The 18304-nt window shown below is 56.7% G+C and carries 15 protein-coding genes; 9 read left to right on the forward strand and 6 right to left on the reverse strand.

Going from position 1 to position 18304, the window contains the following annotated elements; translation table 11 throughout:
* Positions 1-116: 116 nt before the first annotated feature.
* From ACXAG1_RS04210 to ACXAG1_RS04225, 4 genes are read left to right on the forward strand one after another with little or no spacing between them, the layout of a single operon-like run.
* Positions 117-959 (forward strand): helix-turn-helix transcriptional regulator, encoded by an 843-nt coding sequence (locus tag ACXAG1_RS04210; RefSeq protein WP_475091608.1) that lies wholly within the window; start codon positions 117-119, stop codon positions 957-959.
* A 2-nt stretch (positions 960-961) separates the two neighbouring features.
* Positions 962-2386, forward strand: coding sequence for a GH1 family beta-glucosidase (locus ACXAG1_RS04215; RefSeq protein WP_475091609.1), 1425 nt, complete (start codon positions 962-964; stop codon positions 2384-2386).
* A gap of 32 nt (positions 2387-2418) precedes the next feature.
* Positions 2419-3858, forward strand: a complete 1440-nt coding sequence (locus ACXAG1_RS04220; RefSeq protein WP_475091610.1) for a glycoside-pentoside-hexuronide (GPH):cation symporter — start codon at positions 2419-2421, stop codon at positions 3856-3858.
* Positions 3859-3901: 43 nt separating this feature from the next.
* Positions 3902-5155, forward strand: coding sequence for a glycoside hydrolase family 26 protein (locus tag ACXAG1_RS04225; protein ID WP_475119020.1), 1254 nt, complete (start codon positions 3902-3904; stop codon positions 5153-5155).
* A gap of 381 nt (positions 5156-5536) precedes the next feature.
* Here the strand turns inward: ACXAG1_RS04225 and xylA are convergent, their stop codons facing one another.
* The 3 genes from xylA to tal are packed head-to-tail and all read right to left on the reverse strand — an operon-like array spanning position 5537 to position 9377.
* Positions 5537-6871, reverse strand: a complete 1335-nt coding sequence (gene xylA, locus ACXAG1_RS04230; RefSeq protein ID WP_475119021.1) for a xylose isomerase — start codon at positions 6869-6871, stop codon at positions 5537-5539.
* A 38-nt stretch (positions 6872-6909) separates the two neighbouring features.
* On the reverse strand, positions 6910-8403 hold the full coding sequence (gene xylB / locus ACXAG1_RS04235) for a xylulokinase (protein ID WP_475119022.1): 1494 nt from the start codon (positions 8401-8403) through the stop codon (positions 6910-6912).
* Positions 8403-9377, reverse strand: coding sequence for a transaldolase (tal, locus tag ACXAG1_RS04240; protein WP_475119023.1), 975 nt, complete (start codon positions 9375-9377; stop codon positions 8403-8405). Before tal ends, xylB begins: the two co-directional genes overlap by 1 nt.
* 344 nt (positions 9378-9721) lie before the next feature.
* Between tal and ACXAG1_RS04245 the strand changes: the two genes are divergently transcribed.
* The 3 genes from ACXAG1_RS04245 (at position 9722) to ACXAG1_RS04255 (ending at position 12863) form a co-directional block, all read left to right on the forward strand.
* The gene (locus tag ACXAG1_RS04245; protein ID WP_475119024.1) at positions 9722-10795 is read left to right on the forward strand and encodes a hypothetical protein; all 1074 of its coding nucleotides are present in this window, start codon (positions 9722-9724) and stop codon (positions 10793-10795) included.
* A 182-nt stretch (positions 10796-10977) separates the two neighbouring features.
* Positions 10978-11445 carry a hypothetical protein gene (locus ACXAG1_RS04250; protein ID WP_475091616.1) on the forward strand — a complete coding sequence of 156 codons (468 nt, stop codon included), beginning with the start codon at positions 10978-10980 and terminating at the stop codon, positions 11443-11445.
* On the forward strand, positions 11442-12863 hold the full coding sequence (locus ACXAG1_RS04255; RefSeq protein WP_475091617.1) for a hypothetical protein: 1422 nt from the start codon (positions 11442-11444) through the stop codon (positions 12861-12863). Before ACXAG1_RS04250 ends, ACXAG1_RS04255 begins: the two co-directional genes overlap by 4 nt.
* 314 nt (positions 12864-13177) lie before the next feature.
* Here the strand turns inward: ACXAG1_RS04255 and ACXAG1_RS04260 are convergent, their stop codons facing one another.
* Genes ACXAG1_RS04260 through ACXAG1_RS04270 form a run of 3 tightly spaced genes read right to left on the reverse strand, consistent with a single transcriptional unit; the run spans position 13178 to position 15194 of the window.
* Entirely contained in the window at positions 13178-13375 is a 198-nt protein-coding gene (locus ACXAG1_RS04260; protein WP_475093917.1) for a DUF1214 domain-containing protein, read from the reverse strand.
* Positions 13323-13667 (reverse strand): hypothetical protein, encoded by a 345-nt coding sequence (locus ACXAG1_RS04265; RefSeq protein WP_475091618.1) that lies wholly within the window; start codon positions 13665-13667, stop codon positions 13323-13325. Before ACXAG1_RS04265 ends, ACXAG1_RS04260 begins: the two co-directional genes overlap by 53 nt.
* A gap of 33 nt (positions 13668-13700) precedes the next feature.
* Positions 13701-15194, reverse strand: a complete 1494-nt coding sequence (locus ACXAG1_RS04270; RefSeq protein WP_475119025.1) for a DUF1254 domain-containing protein — start codon at positions 15192-15194, stop codon at positions 13701-13703.
* A gap of 256 nt (positions 15195-15450) precedes the next feature.
* Here ACXAG1_RS04270 and ACXAG1_RS04275 point away from each other — a divergent pair, with 256 nt between their 5' ends.
* Entirely contained in the window at positions 15451-17457 is a 2007-nt protein-coding gene (locus tag ACXAG1_RS04275) for a bifunctional 2',3'-cyclic-nucleotide 2'-phosphodiesterase/3'-nucleotidase (protein WP_475119026.1), read from the forward strand.
* Positions 17458-17674: 217 nt separating this feature from the next.
* Positions 17675-18169 (forward strand): rhombosortase, encoded by a 495-nt coding sequence (gene rrtA, locus ACXAG1_RS04280; RefSeq protein ID WP_475119027.1) that lies wholly within the window; start codon positions 17675-17677, stop codon positions 18167-18169.
* Positions 18170-18304 lie beyond the last annotated feature (135 nt).

Here is an 18304-nt window from a genome sequence, read left to right on the forward strand (position 1 = left end):
GATATGAATTGCGTATATATGTAATTAAATTACCAATAAATATAAAAATATTGCGATCTTGTGGTTTGTTTACGCAAGAGCGCTATCAAAAGCGATTGAGAGCGAGGAAAGCTGCTGTGAACAGTGCCCTCTTGTACGAAAATATCGAACTGCCCCAGGGGCAGACGGTAAAGTCTGCCTATTATCAGTTTTCGCCCGAAGATCGGTGCGATATTGCCCCGCATTTCCACATGATGTTCGAGGTGATGTTGTTCGTGAAGGGGGCGGGAAAAATTTTTCTGGATGGGACCGAGTTCCCGATCCAGGACGGAACTCTACTCTATCTCCCCTCCCTGTCAGTACACGAAATGGTAATGGAGTACGGCGAACAGGAATTTTTTCTGTTGCAGTTTGAGCCACAGGTGATGGATGAACTGTCTATGGGCTATACCGCGCAAGATATGCCCAGTGCCGTGTGCCGCCTGGAAGACAAAATGCTACAGCGCCTGACCATGATGCTGCACTGGTGTTGCGAGGTGAATGCAGATCCGGAGCAGATTTTGCTGCGCAACCGGGTGCTGCAATTACTGTTGATCCAGATTGAAAAAGTGGTGATTCAGGAAGATGCCGCGGATGTATCCCGCTCCACTGGCCTCGGGCGCCTGGAGCCGGTGCTCAAATATTTTCAGGACAGCAGCAAGCTCTCGCTCACACTGGATCAGGCCGCCGATCTATGCGGTATTTCCCGCAGCCACTTCTCCCGCCTGTTCCACGCCACCCTGAACCTGCGCTATCAGGATTTTCTGTTGAAGCGCAAGTTGCAGCACGCGGTCCAGCTGCTGTCTACCTCGAAATTGCGCATCGCAGATATCGCCTTCCAGTGCGAGTTCAGCGACAGCGCCCACTTCTGCAGCAAATTCAAACGTGTCTTCGGGGTTACACCCCAGGCCTTTCGTAAAACGACAGTGGAAAGTCTGTAAACATGGACACTGATGCACAAACCCATTCCGATACCCCGACCAGTGCAGATGGCCTCGGGATAAGCCCTGGCTCACCACTGTTGCGCGAAGATTTTATTTTCGGCGCCGCCACTGCCGCCTTTCAGATTGAAGGCTCGAATACCGCCGATGGTCGGGTGCCCTGTATCTGGGATACCTTTTGTGCGGAACCCGGGCGGGTGGCGAACGGGGATGACGGGCACCGTGCCTGCGACAGCTATCGCCGCTGGGAAGAGGATTTGTCGCTGGTGGAAGACCTGGGTGTGGATGCCTATCGTTTGTCCATCGCCTGGCCGCGGGTCATTACGGATAGTCACGGTCCCGTCAATCCGTCGGCCCTTGATCACTACCGCCGGCAGCTGGATTTTTTGACCGAGCGCGGAATCAAACCCTTCATCACGTTGTACCACTGGGATCTTCCTCAATACCTGCAGGATCGCGGTGGTTGGTTGAACCGGGAAACCGCTTACGCGTTCGCGCACTATGCGGATGTGGTCAGCAAGGCGTTTGGTGAACAGGTATTTTCCTATAGCACGCTCAATGAACCCTGGTGCAGTGCCTTCCTCGGTTATCTGCACGGTATTCATGCGCCCGGTGTGCGGGACCGCAAGCAGGCCTATCAGGCGGCTCATCACCTGTTGTTGGCCCACGGCCTTGCGGTACCAAAAATTCGCGCGAACGCGCCGGCTTCGGAAGTCGGTATTGTGCTGAACATCTCTCCCAGTGACCCGGTGGAAAACACCCTGGCAGATCGCAATGCCTGCCTACTGGCGGATATGGAAAACCGGGATTTCTTCCTGCAGTCTCTGTTGGAAGGAAGCTACCCAGAGCCCGTACTCAATCGCCACCCGCAAGCCGCGCCGCTGGTTTTACCCGGCGATATGGCGCTGATCAGTGCCGAGCTGGATTTTATGGGGCTGAATTATTACACCCGCAATCGGGTGTGTGCCGCGGACAATGCGGCTGGCTATGACGCGCCACCTTACGCCGGTGAAGATGCAACCGATATGGGGTGGGAAATTTATCCCGAAGGTCTTACGCGCACCCTGGAACATCTGGCCAGTCACCCGCGTACGCCCCCACTCTACGTCACCGAAAATGGTATGGCCGCACCGGATCAGCTTGAAGCAAATGGGCAGGGTGAGCCTGTGGTGAATGACACGGTACGGGTAAATTACCTTCGCTCGCACCTGAAGGCCGCGGAAGTCGCCATAGAGCGCGGTGTCAATCTGCGCGGCTATTTTGCCTGGAGCCTGCTGGACAACTTCGAGTGGGCGGAGGGGTACAACAAGCGCTTCGGTCTCTTTTACGTGGACTACGAAACCCAGCAGCGCACACCCAAGGCCAGTGCGCTCGCACTGAAGAAATTACTGAGCCGGCGACCTGACAGCAGCGCTCAGGCGGATTAACGAAAATAACAATAAACCGGAGAAGTGGTGCAATGAGTGGAAACAGCAGCCTGCCCCTCGGCGGACAATCACAACCCCTGACCCTGAAAGAAAAGCTGGGGTACGGGCTCGGTGATACTGCCAGTAATATCGTGTTTCAGGTGGTCGTCAATTTTATGATGATCTTTTACACGGATGTGTTTGGTATTTCCGCCGCTGCGGTGGGCACCCTGATGCTCGCGGTGCGCCTGTTTGACGCCGTGACCGACCCGGTAATGGGGGGGCTGGCGGACCGCACCCGCAGCCGCTGGGGGCGATACCGTCCATGGCTGCTGTTCTCTGCCATTCCCTACGGGGCGCTTGCGGTACTCGCTTTTACCACGCCGGATCTCTCGGGTAATGGCAAGCTGGTGTATGCCTACGTGACCTACGCGGCACTGATGACCGTGTACACCATTATCAATATCCCGTACTCCGCCCTCGGCGGCGTGCTCACCAGTGATCCGCGAGAGCGCGCCTCGGTGCAGTCCTACCGCTTTGCCATGGCCATGGTGGGCGGCGCGATTGTGACCGCGTTGACCATGCCGTTGGTGCACTATTTTGCCGGTGGTCTGAATGGCGACCTTGCGTTTGGTTATCAGATGACCCTGGGTGTGCTGTCTGTGGTCGCGGTACTGTGTTTTATGGTGTGTTTCTGGACTACCCGCGAGCGGGTGGTGGAAGCGCCGACTAAAGAGAAAAAATCGATCCTCGCGGATCTTCTACAGCTGCTGGGTAATCGCCAGTGGCTATTGATTGCCGGTGTAGCGTTTTTCCTGCTGGTGCTGGTGGCGGTGCGCAGTGCGGTTACTCCCTACTACGTGAAATATTTTCTCGGCCGCGAAGATCTGGTGAGCCAGTTTATTACCGCGGGCATGCTGGCGGCAGTGGCCGGCGCGCTGCTGACCAATGTGCTCACGCGCTATATGTGCAAAGTGCGGCTGTTCCAGTTGGCCAATCTCGGCGTGATCGTATTCCACTTGCTGCTGTATTTCGTGCCCGGCGAGCAACTGGTACTGGCCTTCGCGGTGTTTATGCTGGCGAATTTCTTCCAGATGATTGTGGTTCCGCTGATGTTCTCCATGGTGCCGGATACGGTGGACTACGGTGCGCAGCAGTCTGGGAGCAAAAGTATGGCGATGGCTTTTTCCGCACACTTGCTGGTGATCAAGCTCGGCCTGGCCGTGGGTGGTGCGCTGACCGGCTGGCTGCTCGCATTCTATGACTATCAGGCCAATACCGAGCAGAGTGCCCGCGCACTCGGCGGCATCGTGGTACTGGTGGCTCTGATGCCCGCGGTGTGCGCGGTAGCCAACGCGATCATCATGAAATTCTACCGGCTTACCAGTGCGGAAATGCGCGCTATCCACGCGCGTGCAGCTGATATGGAAACCGGCAGCCAGAACGAAGGCGGGCATCCGTCATCCGGTGTAAACCCGGCACCATCGGTTTGATGGAGCGAATCCCTCGTGTGAGAGGCGGCCAGGAGTCAGAGCAATGGATAAATCGGAAATGAACAATAAAAAACGGATCGGGAAAGCGGCACTTGCCGCGGGTGTGGCAATGGCGGTGGGTATTACCGCGAGTGTCGGCCTGAGTTCCGGCGTCTGGGCGTGGATGGGTGAACCCGATACAAAGAGTCAGCATGCTGTGCCCTCGAGCGCGGTGCCGTTTTCCCGCTACGAGCCGAAAGACGGCAGGGTGCTGGTGGTGGCCGGACAGAACCTCGCCGCTACCCGCGCCTACTACGAATTATCCGAAAAAAATATTGTGCCGCGGCCTGCGGGCTTTACTGACTATATCTCCTATCAGGTTGGCAACGAGTACCCGGCGTTTGCGCCGGATTATCCACAGAGTTATCAGGGCAATGACGGGTTGCTGAAGGCCACCAATTGGGGTGGCGGTGAGCAGTGCACGGATTGCCTGTTGCAGGAACCGGGTTTTGAGCAGGCGGTGGTCGCCATCGGTATGTATATAGCCGGCCCCCTGGGGGAAAAGGGTGAAGTGTGTACCGGTAAGGCGCACTGCAATACTGCCCGTATCGCCCGGGGTGAATTTGATCACCTGCTGAAAGACTTTGCCGACTGGGCCAAAACCCAGGGCGAGCGGCCGATTCTGTTGCGTATCGGTTACGAATTCGATGGCTCCTGGAACGGTTACGATGCCGCGCAGTACAAGGATGCATTCAAGTATATCCGCCGCTACCTGGAAGGTGCCGGTGTGGGCAATGTGGCCTATGTGATGCAGTCCTTCGGCAATGCCAGCTACCAGACCATGCAGGATTTTTATCCCGAAGCGGACGCGAAGGGTGCTTATGTGGACTGGATCGGCTATTCCTACTTTACCAATACCAATGCAAAGGTTGGCAAGCAGGAACTGCGCTTTGCCCGCGAGCGAGGGCACAAGGTATTTATTGCCGAAGTAACTCCCCACACCGGTGACTGCGCGGCGCAAATTGATCTGGTGCAGGCGCCGCAGGTAGCCAAGGCCTGGATCGAAACCTTCGATCAGCATGTGCGGGAAAACCGCGATGTGGTGCGCGCGATTTCCTATATCAACGCCCGCTGGAACGACAGCGAATACTCTCCCATGTGGAGCCAGCAACTGGATCACAACTGCCCGGGGTATTTTGCGGAATCCAATGCGCGGTTGAATGACAATCTGGAGGTGGCGAAGTTCTGGGGTGAGACCGTATCGGATCCGCTGTATCTGAATACCGAACCAGATCTTTACACCAAGCTAAAAAAGTAACCCCTCCGCCCGTCAATCCGCCGAAGGGCGGAATCCAGTCACCAGCGGCCTTTGTCTTTCCTGCTGCAGTCAGAATATGTTGCTGGCTGCCTGTGAATCCTCTTTCCCACCCTCTGCAATTCTGGATCCCGGCCTTCGCCTGGATGACGCGGTTTCTGGCTTTTGCGAGCAATAAAAAAGGCCCGCAAATGCGGGCCTGAAGCGAGAGTCATCTGACGTTGAGGTGACATCAATCATCACTAAATATTGGCAGAAAACGTAGCGAGCGGGTGGTTGGTGGTGGCCGCCAGCGCACAGGGAGCGGAGTATACTTTAGTACATGAGCATCCCGAGCACTGCCGGACGCCGCCAGGCGCCCGCGCAGTAGTTTTATGTTGATATTTAGATATATTGATTGATTAGATTCTCATACAGCTCCTGCTTGCCGCTGGTGGGGCTAGGCTCGCCGTTTTCTACGGCCAGGTTGCGCAGGTCTGTCAGGCTCAGTTTACCTTCGGTAAACGCCTTGCCGTTCCCTTCACTAAAGCTGGCGTAGCGATCGGCCTTCCAGTTTTTGTAGGGGGACTCGGTGAGAATTTTGTGGGCGATTTCCAGGCCGCGGGCAAAGGTGTCCATGCCTCCGATATGGCCGAGGAAGATGTCTTCCATATCGATGGATTCACGGCGTACCTTGGCATCGAAATTGAGGCCGCCGTTCTTGAAGCCACCATTTTCCAGAACCACCATCATGCCATGTACCGCATCGTAGATGTCGGTGGGGAACTGATCGGTATCCCAGCCGTTCTGGTAATCGCCACGGTTGGCGTCGATGGAGCCGAGCATATCGGCGTCGGCACACATCTGCAGTTCGTGCGCAAAGGTGTGGCCGGCCAGGGTGGCATGATTGGCTTCGATATTGAGTTTGAAATCTTGATCGAGGCCATGATGACGCAGAAAGCCGATCACTGTCTGCGCGTCGAAATCGTACTGGTGTTTGCTCGGTTCCATGGGTTTGGGTTCGATCAGGAAATCGCCCTTAAAGCCGATCGAGCGGCCGTAGTCTCGCGCCATGGTTAGGAACCGTGCGAAATTTTCCTGCTCCTTTTTGGTGTTGGCATTCTGCAGGCAAATATAACCTTCGCGCCCGCCCCAGAATACGTAGTTCTCACCACCCAGTGCGACAGTGGCATCCAGCGCGGCTTTGACCTGGGACGCCGCATAGGTCACCACATTAAAATCCGGGTTCGTCGCAGCACCGTTCATGTAGCGCGGGTTGCTGACCAGGTTAGCTGTGCCCCATAAGAGTTTCATCCCGGTGGCTTGCTGGCGCTCGGCGGCCAGCTCAACCATTCTCGAGAGATTCTCCTCACTCTGTACGATCGTCTCGCCTTCCGGGGCCATATCCACATCATGGAAGCAGTAATACGGAGCGCCAATTTTGGTGCTGAATTCGAACATTGCATCCATACGCTGCTGCGCGGCGGCCATGGCATTTGGGGCATCATCCCAAGCGAAGGTCTGAGTGTCTCGACCAAATGGATCGGAGCCCTTTCCGCAGAACGTGTGCCAGTAACACACTGCAATACGTAGGTGCTCTTCCATTGTCTTCCCACCGACGATTTTTTTCGCATCGTAAAATTTGAATGCCAGTGGATTATCGGAATCACGCCCCTCAAACGAGATCTGACCAATTCCAGGGAAGTATTCTTTTTCGCCGATAAACAGGTTTCTGCTCATGTTTTCTCTCCAGTATTCGCTAACTTGTGCGATCAATTTTATGGAAGTTGGGGATGCTGCTGGCTGAGCAGATCCAGGTAGTTTTGATAGTGGGTTTGATAGGTTGCCGCGGTTTCCTTGTCCGGTGTGCAGCCGAGGGACTCGTCCACGGCAAGGTGCTGCGCAATCAGTGCGTTGAGATCACCGGCATCGCCGCAGGCCCACAGCGCCTGCATGGCCGCGCCAAATGCCGCGCCTTCCTGTTGTGCCGGCACTTCTACCGGCAGGTTGAATACATCGGCCACCATTTGCCGCCAGTGGGGGCTTTTTGCTCCGCCGCCGGTAAGGCGAATGGCGGTAAATTTCTGGCCGGCGCGATTGAAGGCATCCAGGCCGCGACGCAGGGTGAAGGTCGCTCCTTCCATGGCCGCGCGGTAAAGATTGGCCGCGGTGGTATTGCTGTCATCCATTCCGTGCAGGCTGGCGCGAGCATGTGGCAGGTTGGGGGTACGCTCGCCGTTGTAGAACGGCAGGCTCAACAGGCCGTCGGCGCCGGGATTTGAATCCGCCAGCAACTGCTCACACTCCGGAATCGATTTGCCCAGGGCCTTGCGGGTGCGCTCCGTGGCCACGGTGCAGTTCATGGTGCACTGCAGGGGCAGCCAGCCACCGCTGGAAGAGCAGAAGGCGGCCAGTTCACCGTTGGGGTCGATGGCCGGTTTGTCGCTGTACGCGAATAGCGTGCCGGAGGTGCCGAGACTCATGGTCAGTACACCAGGGGTCACGGAGCCGGTACCGAAGGCCGCCATCATATTGTCGCCGCCGCCGCTGGATACCTGTACGTCGGCGGGCAGATCGAATTCCTGCGCAATGTCATCGGCGAGCGCGATGGTGTTGTGGGCTTCTACCAGTGGTGGAAGCAGCGGCAGCAGATCGCGATCCGGGTCTATGGCCGCTAGCATGTCGCGATCGTATTCCCGGCGCAGGATGTTCAGGTAGCCGGTGCCGGAGGCGTCGCCATACTCGGTAAAGATTTTTTCGGTCAGGAAAAAATTCAGGTAGTCGTGGGGCAGAAGAATATGGGCCAGGGCTGCGTAGGCCTCCGGATTATTCTTCTTCAGCCACAACACTTTGGGTGCGGTGTAGCCGGGCAGGATCGGATTGCCCACCGTGTCGATGCAACGATCAACGCCGCCAAAACGTTCGGTGATTTCATCGCACTCGGCAATGGTGCTGGTATCGCACCACAGCTTTACCGACGCAATCACTTCACCCGCGCTGTTGACCGGAACAAAGCCGTGTTGCTGACCGGAGACGCCGATACCGCGCACCCGGTCTTTGATCTGGGTGGGCAGTTCGTTCATACACTGGCGCAGGGCATCCAGCCACCAGTCGGCGATCTGTTCGCGGCTGCCGTCATCGCGGCTGATCAGCTCCAGTGGAGCGGCACTCACGTGCAGAATTTCTTTTTTATCCGCGTCGTAAGCGAGCAGTTTCAGGCTCTGGGTGCCGGCATCAATACCGAGAAAAACGTTTTGCGTGGTGGTGCTCATTACGCAGGTGCTCCCTGCGCCTGAGCGGCACGGGCCTTGAGCTGCTCTTCCAGTGCAATCTGGTCCACCACAAACTTACGGATACCTTCACCGAGTTTGTCGTGGGCCATGGCATCGTCGTTGTGCTGGAAGCGGAAGTCGCCTTCGCCAATCGGCGCGGAGGACTGGCCACCGTTGGCCGCTGGCGTGAGTGCGCGGGGCAGTGCACCTTGGTCATCGGCCAGTTCCGCCAGCAGGTTGGGGCTGATGGTCAGGCTGTCGCAACCCGCCAGGGCCTCGATCTGCCCGGTGTTGCGGAAGCTCGCGCCCATGACGGTGGTGTCAAAACCGTGCTCTTTGTAGAACTGATAAATGCGGCGCACGGATTGCACGCCGGGATCTTCTTCGGGCGCAAAGCCGGTGGCATCGGTATTCTGCAGGTACCAGTCGAGAATGCGGCCTACAAAAGGCGAGATCAGGGTAACGCCGGCATCAGCACAGGCGCGGGCCTGGGCAAAGCTGAACAGCAGGGTCAGATTGCAGTGCACACCTTCGCGCTCGAGAATTTCTGCAGCCTTGATGCCCTCCCAGGTGGAGGCGACCTTGATCAGCACCCGCTCCGGCGCCACGCCCATCTGCGCGTACAGGTCCATGATGCGGCGCGCGCGGGCCAGGGTGCCCTGGGTATCAAACGACAGGCGCGCATCCACTTCGGTGGAAATGCGGCCGGGCACGATCTGCAGAATTTCGTAGCCGATTTTGGTGGCCAGGCGATCGCCACACAGGGCAATCTGCTCATCATTGCTGCCGTTCTGTCTGGACGCCCAGGCGATGGCATCATCAATCAGCGGTTGGTATTCCGCCTGCTGTGCGGCTTTCAGCAGCAGCGAAGGGTTGGTGGTGGCATCCAGCGGAGTGAACTGGCGGATGGCATTGATGTCGCCGGTGTCGGCAACGACGGCGGTCATTTCCCGCAACTGACTGAGTTTGTCCATTTTCTTATCACTTCTCATCTGTCACTTTGGTGAGGCGAGGGCCTTACAGCAAATGTAAACGTTTTCATTTTGTGCTTAGTCTGCCCTAGTCAGAATTGGATTACCAGAGCTGGGAAGGTAAGTTTTTAGCCATTCCGCCAATTTTGTTAACGTTTACATCTGGGCCTGCTTTTATGGCTGCCTTTGGGGCAATAGTCTGGCGCTATTCGGTACAGGAGGATTTCCCCGCATTTTTTCGCCGTTGCCGGCTTCTCAATATTTTTCCGCAATACCTTCCTATCAAGCCGGGGGGCGCTGCCGTAGCCTGCGTCGCTCGTAACAATAAAAATGGAAAGGGAAAAGCGATGACTATTCACAAACTGCCGCGCGGGGCTCTGCTCGCCGCGGCTCTGTTCCTTCTGGTTGGCATGAAAGCGCAGGCCCAGTCCTGCCCCGCCAGCCACCCACTGGCCTGTGGCGGCGCCTGCTATACGGATGCAGCTCAGGCGGCTTCCGGGGGCTGTACGGTGGACGGTGGAAGCTCTGGCGGTTCGTCCAGCAGCAGTTCCAGCAGCTCAAGTGGCGGTACTTCAAGTGGTGGTAGCAGTAGTGGTGGCAGCAGTGGTGGCTCGGCACAAACCTGTCACAGCGATGAAAACCCCTCTCATGTGGTTTCTGGCCGCCGCACGGAATTTACCCAGTCGTGGTGTGATACCGTCTGCGTTACTTACGTGGGCAACGATACTGGCTGCCTGAACGCCGAAGGCACCTTCGTGAGCAATGCCAGTATTTGTAGCGACCCGGCCAATGCCCGTGAAGCGATCATCGATATCGAGTACAACCTCGGTATTGAAATCGATGATGAGTTCCAGGCGCTGGCGGGTTACCAGGGGCCGGTTCCCTCGATCAACCCGACGATGACGGTGGCGGATGCGAAAACCTATTTCAGCGCGCTAATTGGCCCGCAAAAAGGTAACGAGCTGGTGGATCTGCTGAATACCAATGGCGATGGCATTGTCACTCGCAATGAAGCGAGCATGGCAAAGGGATCGGACCCACGGCAGCTGCTGAATACAGATTTTGGCTGCGGACTGTCCACCGACGACATCATGGCGTACGTGGGGCTTTACATGGGCGACGGTGCGATCGACAAATACGCTGGAGACCTGGATGAGTCTGTGAAGGCCTCCATGCTGGAGTTTACGCGCAGCTGGCAGCCCGGCGTATCGGCGCAGGATTGCGAGTACCGCGGTGGTTGTGATGGCAGTGGGTCGCAACCCCAGCCTGAACCAGAGCCACAGCCGCAGCCAGAACCGCAGCCAGAGCCGGAACCCGAGCCCAGCAATCATTGCCCGGCCTCCCATCCGCTGTACTCCGAGGCCTGTGGCCAGTGCTTTGTCGATGAAGCCCAGGCCGCTTCGGCGCAGTGCGCACTCTGATCCTGTCACTGTGGATGATCGGGGGCGCCGCTTTGGCGGCGGCCTCGATTGTCTGGTGGCTGCTGTCCTCAAACCCTGTGTTACTTCCGTGGCCGGCGACTGCAATTTCAGTGTCCAGCTCGCCACCCGATCCTTCCCCTGACTCCGCACTGCTTTCCCCATACCAGTCTGCCGATACAGCGATGGAAGCTTTACCGCCTGTGGTTCCCCCTGCGTCAAGTCATTCCATTCTTACGGACGGATTTGTTGCGGATGGGGTTGTCGCGGACCAGTTTATTGCGCGGAAACAGAGTGCTGTAGCGCAGGACCATCTCGGCAATTATTGTGTGGAGGTGTCTACCGCCGGGTTCCCGTCCCGGGAATACCTGGTGTCTGATCGCCCCATTTATTATCCGCAGCGCAGTATGCTTGCGCAGTCTGGTGCACTTCAGGGGTGCCCGCTCTCTGCCTATTACCTCGAGTACCAGGCGAAAGGCGCACTGATGGTGTTGCGGAAAAATACCGCGAGCATCTTTCATTACCAATGTGTATTCGATGCCGCGACTTCTGAATACCAGCTGAAAAAACTTGCGGAAAACCCTGGGCTTTCCGCAAGCCTGAAGCAGTTGCTGGTGGCAGGAGCACCCTCGTGTCCGGAGAAAATAATGTGACGGGTTTTAAACGTTATTATGTTTACTGCCGCAATGGAATACGGATTCTTTTTTTATCCATCGTGTGCGGGCAGGGGATCGATGCCAGTGCTAATAGCGCACTGCCATTGCAGGCTTCCGGCGGTGAGCAGGTTGGCCGCACCCTTTGTCCAAGGACGCCACTGGATACCATTGTGTCTGTCAGCGCCGCACCGGGAGCCAGCGAGAAAGCGTTGGAAATGTCGATCGACGGGATCCAGCAGTTTATCGAGCGGGAAAATATTCGCTCCATTGATGCGCTGTTAAATTACTTTCCCGAGCATTACCGCACCAATTTTTCTCTGGTGGAGCACACCCGGGCTACCGGGCAGTCCAACCTGCAATACCCACGCATCGTTCTATTTGGCGCGGACGGACGATTCCTGTTGAACGTGGGCACAAAGCCGGACGACCCGAAGTACCACTTACTCGATGTCGCCGAGCTGCACGAGCCCAGTGGCCATTGGGAATTTTCCGTATTCGATTTTTCCGGCGACAAACCCCAATTGCAACGCAATGATACAAGCTGTGCCGAGTGCCACGGCACCGAGAACAGCCGGCCGGTGTGGGGCTCCAATATGGAATGGCCCGGGGTATTCGGCGATAACGTCGCCCGCGGCCCCCAGGGGGAGGCGCTGGACAGCCGGCACCTTGAACAGATGCGCGCAATAATTCGCGGCGACGGAAAATCCCCCCGCTTCGATTTTTTACAGTGGCGGGACGAACCGCTGCATCGGGGCGGCAAACGGCGTATTGCCCGGCATGCGTTTGGTGCGGAGCTGATACTTTCCAATATCGCCATGGGTAGCGCCACGGCCCGCGGTGCCTTTCTGCGCTTGCGCAACGGCGAGCCCTCGCAATACCAGCAACAGCGCAAGGCCCTGTTGTACACCTATTATGCTCGCAAGGGCCATGTGCCCTGGGGTCCGGAAAAGACCCGGGCCCTCGGTCTGCCACAGAGCGCGACTGCTGATCGGGCGATGGACCAACTTCTTATAAAACTGGGTGTCGATACCAGCGAGGCCTTATCACTGGCAACGCTACACGACCTGGAGTCACCGCAACCAAACTGGAGTATGGGGCGCGGCGACCTGCACGACCTGCTGGCCCTGCAGATACTCGACGATCTGATGAGGGAGGATACAAAGGTGGCCACCATTCTCCGCGACCGCGCCGTCACAGAGGGTGTGCTGGACTGCCCCGGCACCGCGAACAGCATCGCCGAGGTAGTTCAGTTCAAAATGCTGCACCTGTTCCATCTGCGTGGCGAAGCGCGCTTTCTGGTGCACGAACAGTTTTATCCGCTGGATCTGGAAGATGTGTATTCCCGCGTATTCCTGCCAGCGGCCCACCCTCTGCTCGGGTATCTCGGCGAGCAATTGAATAGCCTCTCTCAATAGCTGTGAGAGTTTTATTTGATTTTATCTATTCGCCCGCTCACTTTATTCTGCCCCTGATTCAACCAACAATCAGGGAGAAAATCATGACTGTCCAAATCAGGCGCGCACTACAGAAAGCCGATTACAACGCCGAATGCAACTACAGCGACAATTACTACGGTGATCAGGTATGTGTGCTGAAAAAGTCGTAACTTCACTGGTGACGACTCTGGTACTGAGGGCCCTTGAGGAGAAAGGGCGGCAGCGGGAAGCCGTGGTGACGTACTGAGTTGTGGACAGCACCGGAAATAATCCGGTGCTGTCTTGTTTGAGCCTTACTGTTTCGGCTCCGCTTTCATCGGGGGCAGTTCGTGGCGGTCTTCAATCATCGACTGATCCGGGCCGTAGTTACGCAGTACCGTCCAGAAAGGCCCATCGGGTGTCGGCAGCCAATTCCCCTCTTTGTCTTTCCCTGGAGGCTCATGGGAGAAATACAGGGTAAGTGAGCCGTCCGGGTTCTTCGATCGAGCCAGGCGTAGGAGTAGGACGTGTCGTTATTGGGGGTACAATATCTTTATCTTTGGGTGAAGACACCCCGAGGTGCAGCCATTTCCCGAAGGCACGATCTCCCTCAATGGCCTGCTTGTACATGGTGCGGTAGTTCATCACCAGTGGATAGGCAAGCACATAGGCGTCTTCGGCAATCTGTGCGGCCTGTTTGGCATCGGGTTTGTCTTGCGCAACCGCAGGTTTGGTGACACCAGCTGCGGTCAATAGTGCGCCGATCAGTATTGCCATTAGTGGCAAGAAGTGGGACTTGTACATTGCTATCTCCTCGTGCCAGCTAAGGTCATTGGGTCAGTCGAGACGCTCGAAATCACTTAGTTTAAAACTCTTATCGAAAAACGGTTTTTCCGGAGCGTAGAGGCGGAAGTACACAAACCAGCCGTCGTCACCGACGGTTTTCAGGTGATTGCTTTCCATCCCTTTTGGTGCGTCCGGGCCAATGTACAGATCAATACTGCCATCGCTGTTGCGCTTCAGCCCCTCGGTTCTGCTCCCCAGGCTGACATCGGAGATGTCCGCGCCGCCATTGTCGTAGGGGCGCCGGGTATTTTCGCTGTACAGGGTAACGGACCAGAACTGGCCTACGGGCACATCCTTCGGAACGTGTAGCTTGTAGTTCTTGTCCGCGCGTAGCATGCGGCCTTTGCTATCCCGCTTGGTGGTCATATACACCTGGCCTTTGCCGGGAGTGGGGTTGACCATGCCTTCGCTGCTGCCCACTGCCTCGTAGAACCAGGTCGCGCGCTCGTCCAGTTCCTGGCGGTCGGCGGTTTCCTGTTCGGTGTGGAAGTCAAAGCTCTTGTACCACTGGGTGCCCTTCCAGTAGGGCTCTGTATAGCGCGGATTTACCTGCAGATTACGGGTCATCAGCTCACCCATGGCGGCACCTCTTAACAGCGCTTGTGTCTGACGCGCATCTGGCTTGAAGGGTTTGCCTTTTTCGATCCCCAGCGGCTTCAGCATCGCCATCCAGGTTTTATCAATTTCGCGCACTGGCTCTTCGTTGACGAAGTCGGCGAGATGTTGCCAGTAGGCCATGCCGCGAGGTGCGGTGGCACTCCACTCGATATTTTTGTCCTGAATGAAGCGCGCAGTCTGCGTCGCTTTACCGACGGGCCCCATCTTGTAGTCCGCGGTAAATTTCTTGAAGTAGCCAGGATCCGGGTCGAGAACGCGAATACCGACAAAGATATTGTTGGTAGCACTCTGGAAAACGTGCACGCCATCTTTCTTGTACTTTTCCGGGGCCTCGTCCGGCCCAACAACAATGTAGGTCGCACCTTTACCCTGATCCGGACCAGTCAGCCCGAGATCGAATACCGGGCGCTGCCAGAAATCCAGCACCCCTCCCGCAGTCTGCCCGGCCGGGTAGTCGATCTGTATGGGGCCATTTTTCAGGTTGGAGAAATTGAAGATGTAGGGAGTGGTCAGGTTGGCGGTGACAATGCCGCGCTTTTCCTTTAGGGACCGGTAAACGACAAAGTCACTGGGCTGCGTCGCCCCATAGCTTTTCTTCTGGTTTTCCCGCCAGGTCATAAAGCTCACCATGGGGGTGCTCCAGATATACGCCTGGGATGCCCGCTGGTAGTCCATTTCGTCGAACAGTCGCTTGGAGGCGTCGTCATCGAAGTAGCTGTCTTGCAGCTCGATATCGCCAATCGGGGTCTCAATGGTTTCATCGCCTTTCAGAGTTGCCTTGTCCATGGGGATTTCGTCGGCGAAGCTCGGCGAGATGAGCAGTGTCATGGCTATGACCATGACAGGAGAGGGTAGCTTTACAGTCATGCTCAAACCTCGAATCTGACTGGGGATTTTCGGTTGTTACCGCAGAATTGGGGGACCGTATCGCGCAGGGGAGGTCCCCGGTAAGCGTAGAACAGAATAGCGCCAATGGCGGATAAACGACTGTAATGGAATCGTTATCAAATCTTCGTCAAGAATTCTTTTCCATCCGGCAGACTGTGGACTACGCGTCCTGCAAGAATGGCAAAAGATGAACTTCACCGCTCGATACCCGTTAGCCCCCGCTGTACTAGCCCTCTTGACGACACTTGCGCTCGGCTGCAGTGAAGACAATCACCGCTCCACGGCGTCGTTCGCGAGTGTTGAGGATAACGGAGCGGTTCAGGTGGACCTGCGCCTGATGGAAACCACCGATATCCACGCCCATGTAGTGGGGTACAACTATTACCGCGACACCGAGGACCCCAAGGTGGGGTTGGTGCGCACGGCTACCCTGATAAAAAATGCGCGTGCGGAACTGGAATACCCCCAGAACAGTGCGCTGGTGGATAACGGGGATTTGATCCAGGGCAGCCCCATGGGTGACTGGCGCCAGTCCGGAGGTATCTCTGCGGGTGAGGTACACCCGATCTTCAAGGTGATGAACGCCCTGCGGTATGACGTGGCCAATTACGGTAATCACGAATTCAATTATGGGCTGGAATTTCTGGCGGAAAGTGTCAACGATGCAGACTTTCCCTATATCAGCGCCAATATCTTTGTCGATGACGGCGATAGCGATGACACCAATGACCGGTTGTATTTTGAGCCGTACAAACTGATTGAAAAAACGCTGCTGGACCGCGCGGGCAAACCACACGGTATCACCATTGGCTTTATTGGTTTCGTGCCGCCACAAATCATGCAGTGGGATAAAAACAAGCTGGAGGGTAGAGTAAAAACCCGGGATATTCGCGCTATGGCCGAGCGCTTCGTGCCGGAAATGCGAGCGCAGGGTGCGGATATTGTGGTGGCCATTCCCCATTCCGGAATCAGTACCCGGGTCTACGATGAGGCGAACCTTGAGGCGAACAGCAGCTGGCACCTGGCGGAAGTCGAGGGGATCGACGCGATCATGTTCGGCCACAGCCATCTTCTGTTTCCCTCCGAACAGTTTGCCGGGGTTGCTGAAGTCGACATCGAGACGGGCACCATAAAAGGTGTACCGGCGGTAATGCCCGGTTACTGGGGTAGCCATCTGGGGGTGATAGACCTGGTGCTGGATTACGATACCGGCTCCGAAATCTGGTCCGTCGCCGATAGTAAAGCATCCACCCCGGCAATTTTTCCTGACGGCGCGCCGGCGGTGAAAGCAGATGCGAGTCTCGAAGCTCTGGTGACGGATGATCATCAGTCCACTATCGATTATATGAACCAGGCAATCGGTGAATCCACTGCCGATATCTTCAGTTTCCTGGCGCTGGTAAAGGATGACCCAACCATTCAGATCGTGAACGATGCACAAACATGGTATGTGGAAAATCTGATCCGCGGTGACGTAAATCTACAGCATTTGCCGGTGCTCTCCGCTGCGGCGCCATTCAAGGTGTGTGACCGCGATGGTATCTGTGCGGAGGAGGGCAGCTTTACGGTGGTTCCGAAAGGGACGGTGAAAGTAAAGAATGCCGCCGACCTCTACGTTTATCCGAATACGCTGGTGGCGGTCAAAGTATCGGGGGCAGAGCTTGCCCAGTGGCTCGAGTGTGCGGCATCGCAATTCAATCAGATCGACACTGGTTCCAGCGCGCGGCAGGAGCTGGTGAATTTTACCGGGTTCCCCAGCTTCAACTTCGATGTCATTGATGGGGTAACCTACCAGATCGACGTGACGCAGCCGGCCCGTTACAGCCGTAGCTGTGTTCAGGTGAGTGATGGTGAGCGCATCGTCAACCTGCACTACCAGGGGCGGGAAGTATCGGCTGAGGATCAATTTCTGGTTGCCACCAATAATTACCGCGCGGGCGGTGGCATGTTTGCCGGTACCGGGGAGGAGCACATTGTGATCGAGTCTCCAGACACCAACCGCCAGGTGTTGGCCAACTATATCCGCGCGAACAGCCCGGTTACTCCGGCCGCGGATGGCAATTGGTCCTTTGTGCCGGTGGAGGACAGCGGGAATCTTGAGATCGTATTCCGCGCTCCAGATACCGAGCGCGTGGCGCAATTCATCGCTGCACAGTTGCCGAAAGCGCGACTGCTGGACGTAAACCCGCGCGGGGAAGCGGTGTATCGGATGGATCTCAGCGCCGCTTCCGGAGAGGAATAATCGGTCTCATTTGCCTGTCGGCGGGGGAATTGCCAAGTAATGGCTTTTCACCCATAGTGCGCTCAGACCTGTAACACCACGCAGGTAACGTCTGCGCACAAGGGAGAGACCTGAGATAGACCGAGCAACCCTGGCCGGCAGTATCGGCGGCCCTGTACTGATACTGATACTCTGCGCTCTGCTGCAGTATCTGCAGTTCCTGCATCCCGACTGGTTTATGTATGACCGCGCCCTGCTGGCTTCCGGCCAGTGGTGGCGTCTGCTGTCCGGGCATCTGGTGCATACCAACCTCGCGCACCTGATGCTCAATGGCGCCGCCGTGGTGGCACTGTGGTTTGTGTTTGGGCAGAGCGCTTTGCTTGGGCGGCGCCCGGTCGCCGCGTACCTGGGTTTGACGGCACTGTTGGCCGTATTGATCAGCCTTGGGCTGTGGGTCTGCTATCCGGGTGTGGAGATCTATTACGGCCTTTCCGGGGTTCTGCACGGACTCTTCTGTTTTGGCGCACTGAGTGATCTGTATCAGCGCCGCTGGTCCGGCGCGCTGTTGTTGATTGGCTGCTGGGCGAAAGTGGCGTGGGAATTGACCGCGGGTCCCAGTGCTGCGACCGCGGAGATGATTGGTGCAGAAGTGGCGGTATCCAGCCATTTATTGGGAACAATTTTCGGTTCGCTCATTGGCGCGCTGGCCTGGCTTTGGAAAGCGCGCCAGTGAGGTGATCGCAGCCACCTGACCGGTTTATTGACCGGCGCATCTCTCTACCCGAATTTCTGGAGCTTCGCCACCGCTCTCCTAAAATCCATTCGTGAAAAAGATAACGCGAAATGGAACTTCGTTACGGTGGCAAAA

The organism is Microbulbifer sp. ABE4_465, assembly GCF_056160765.1.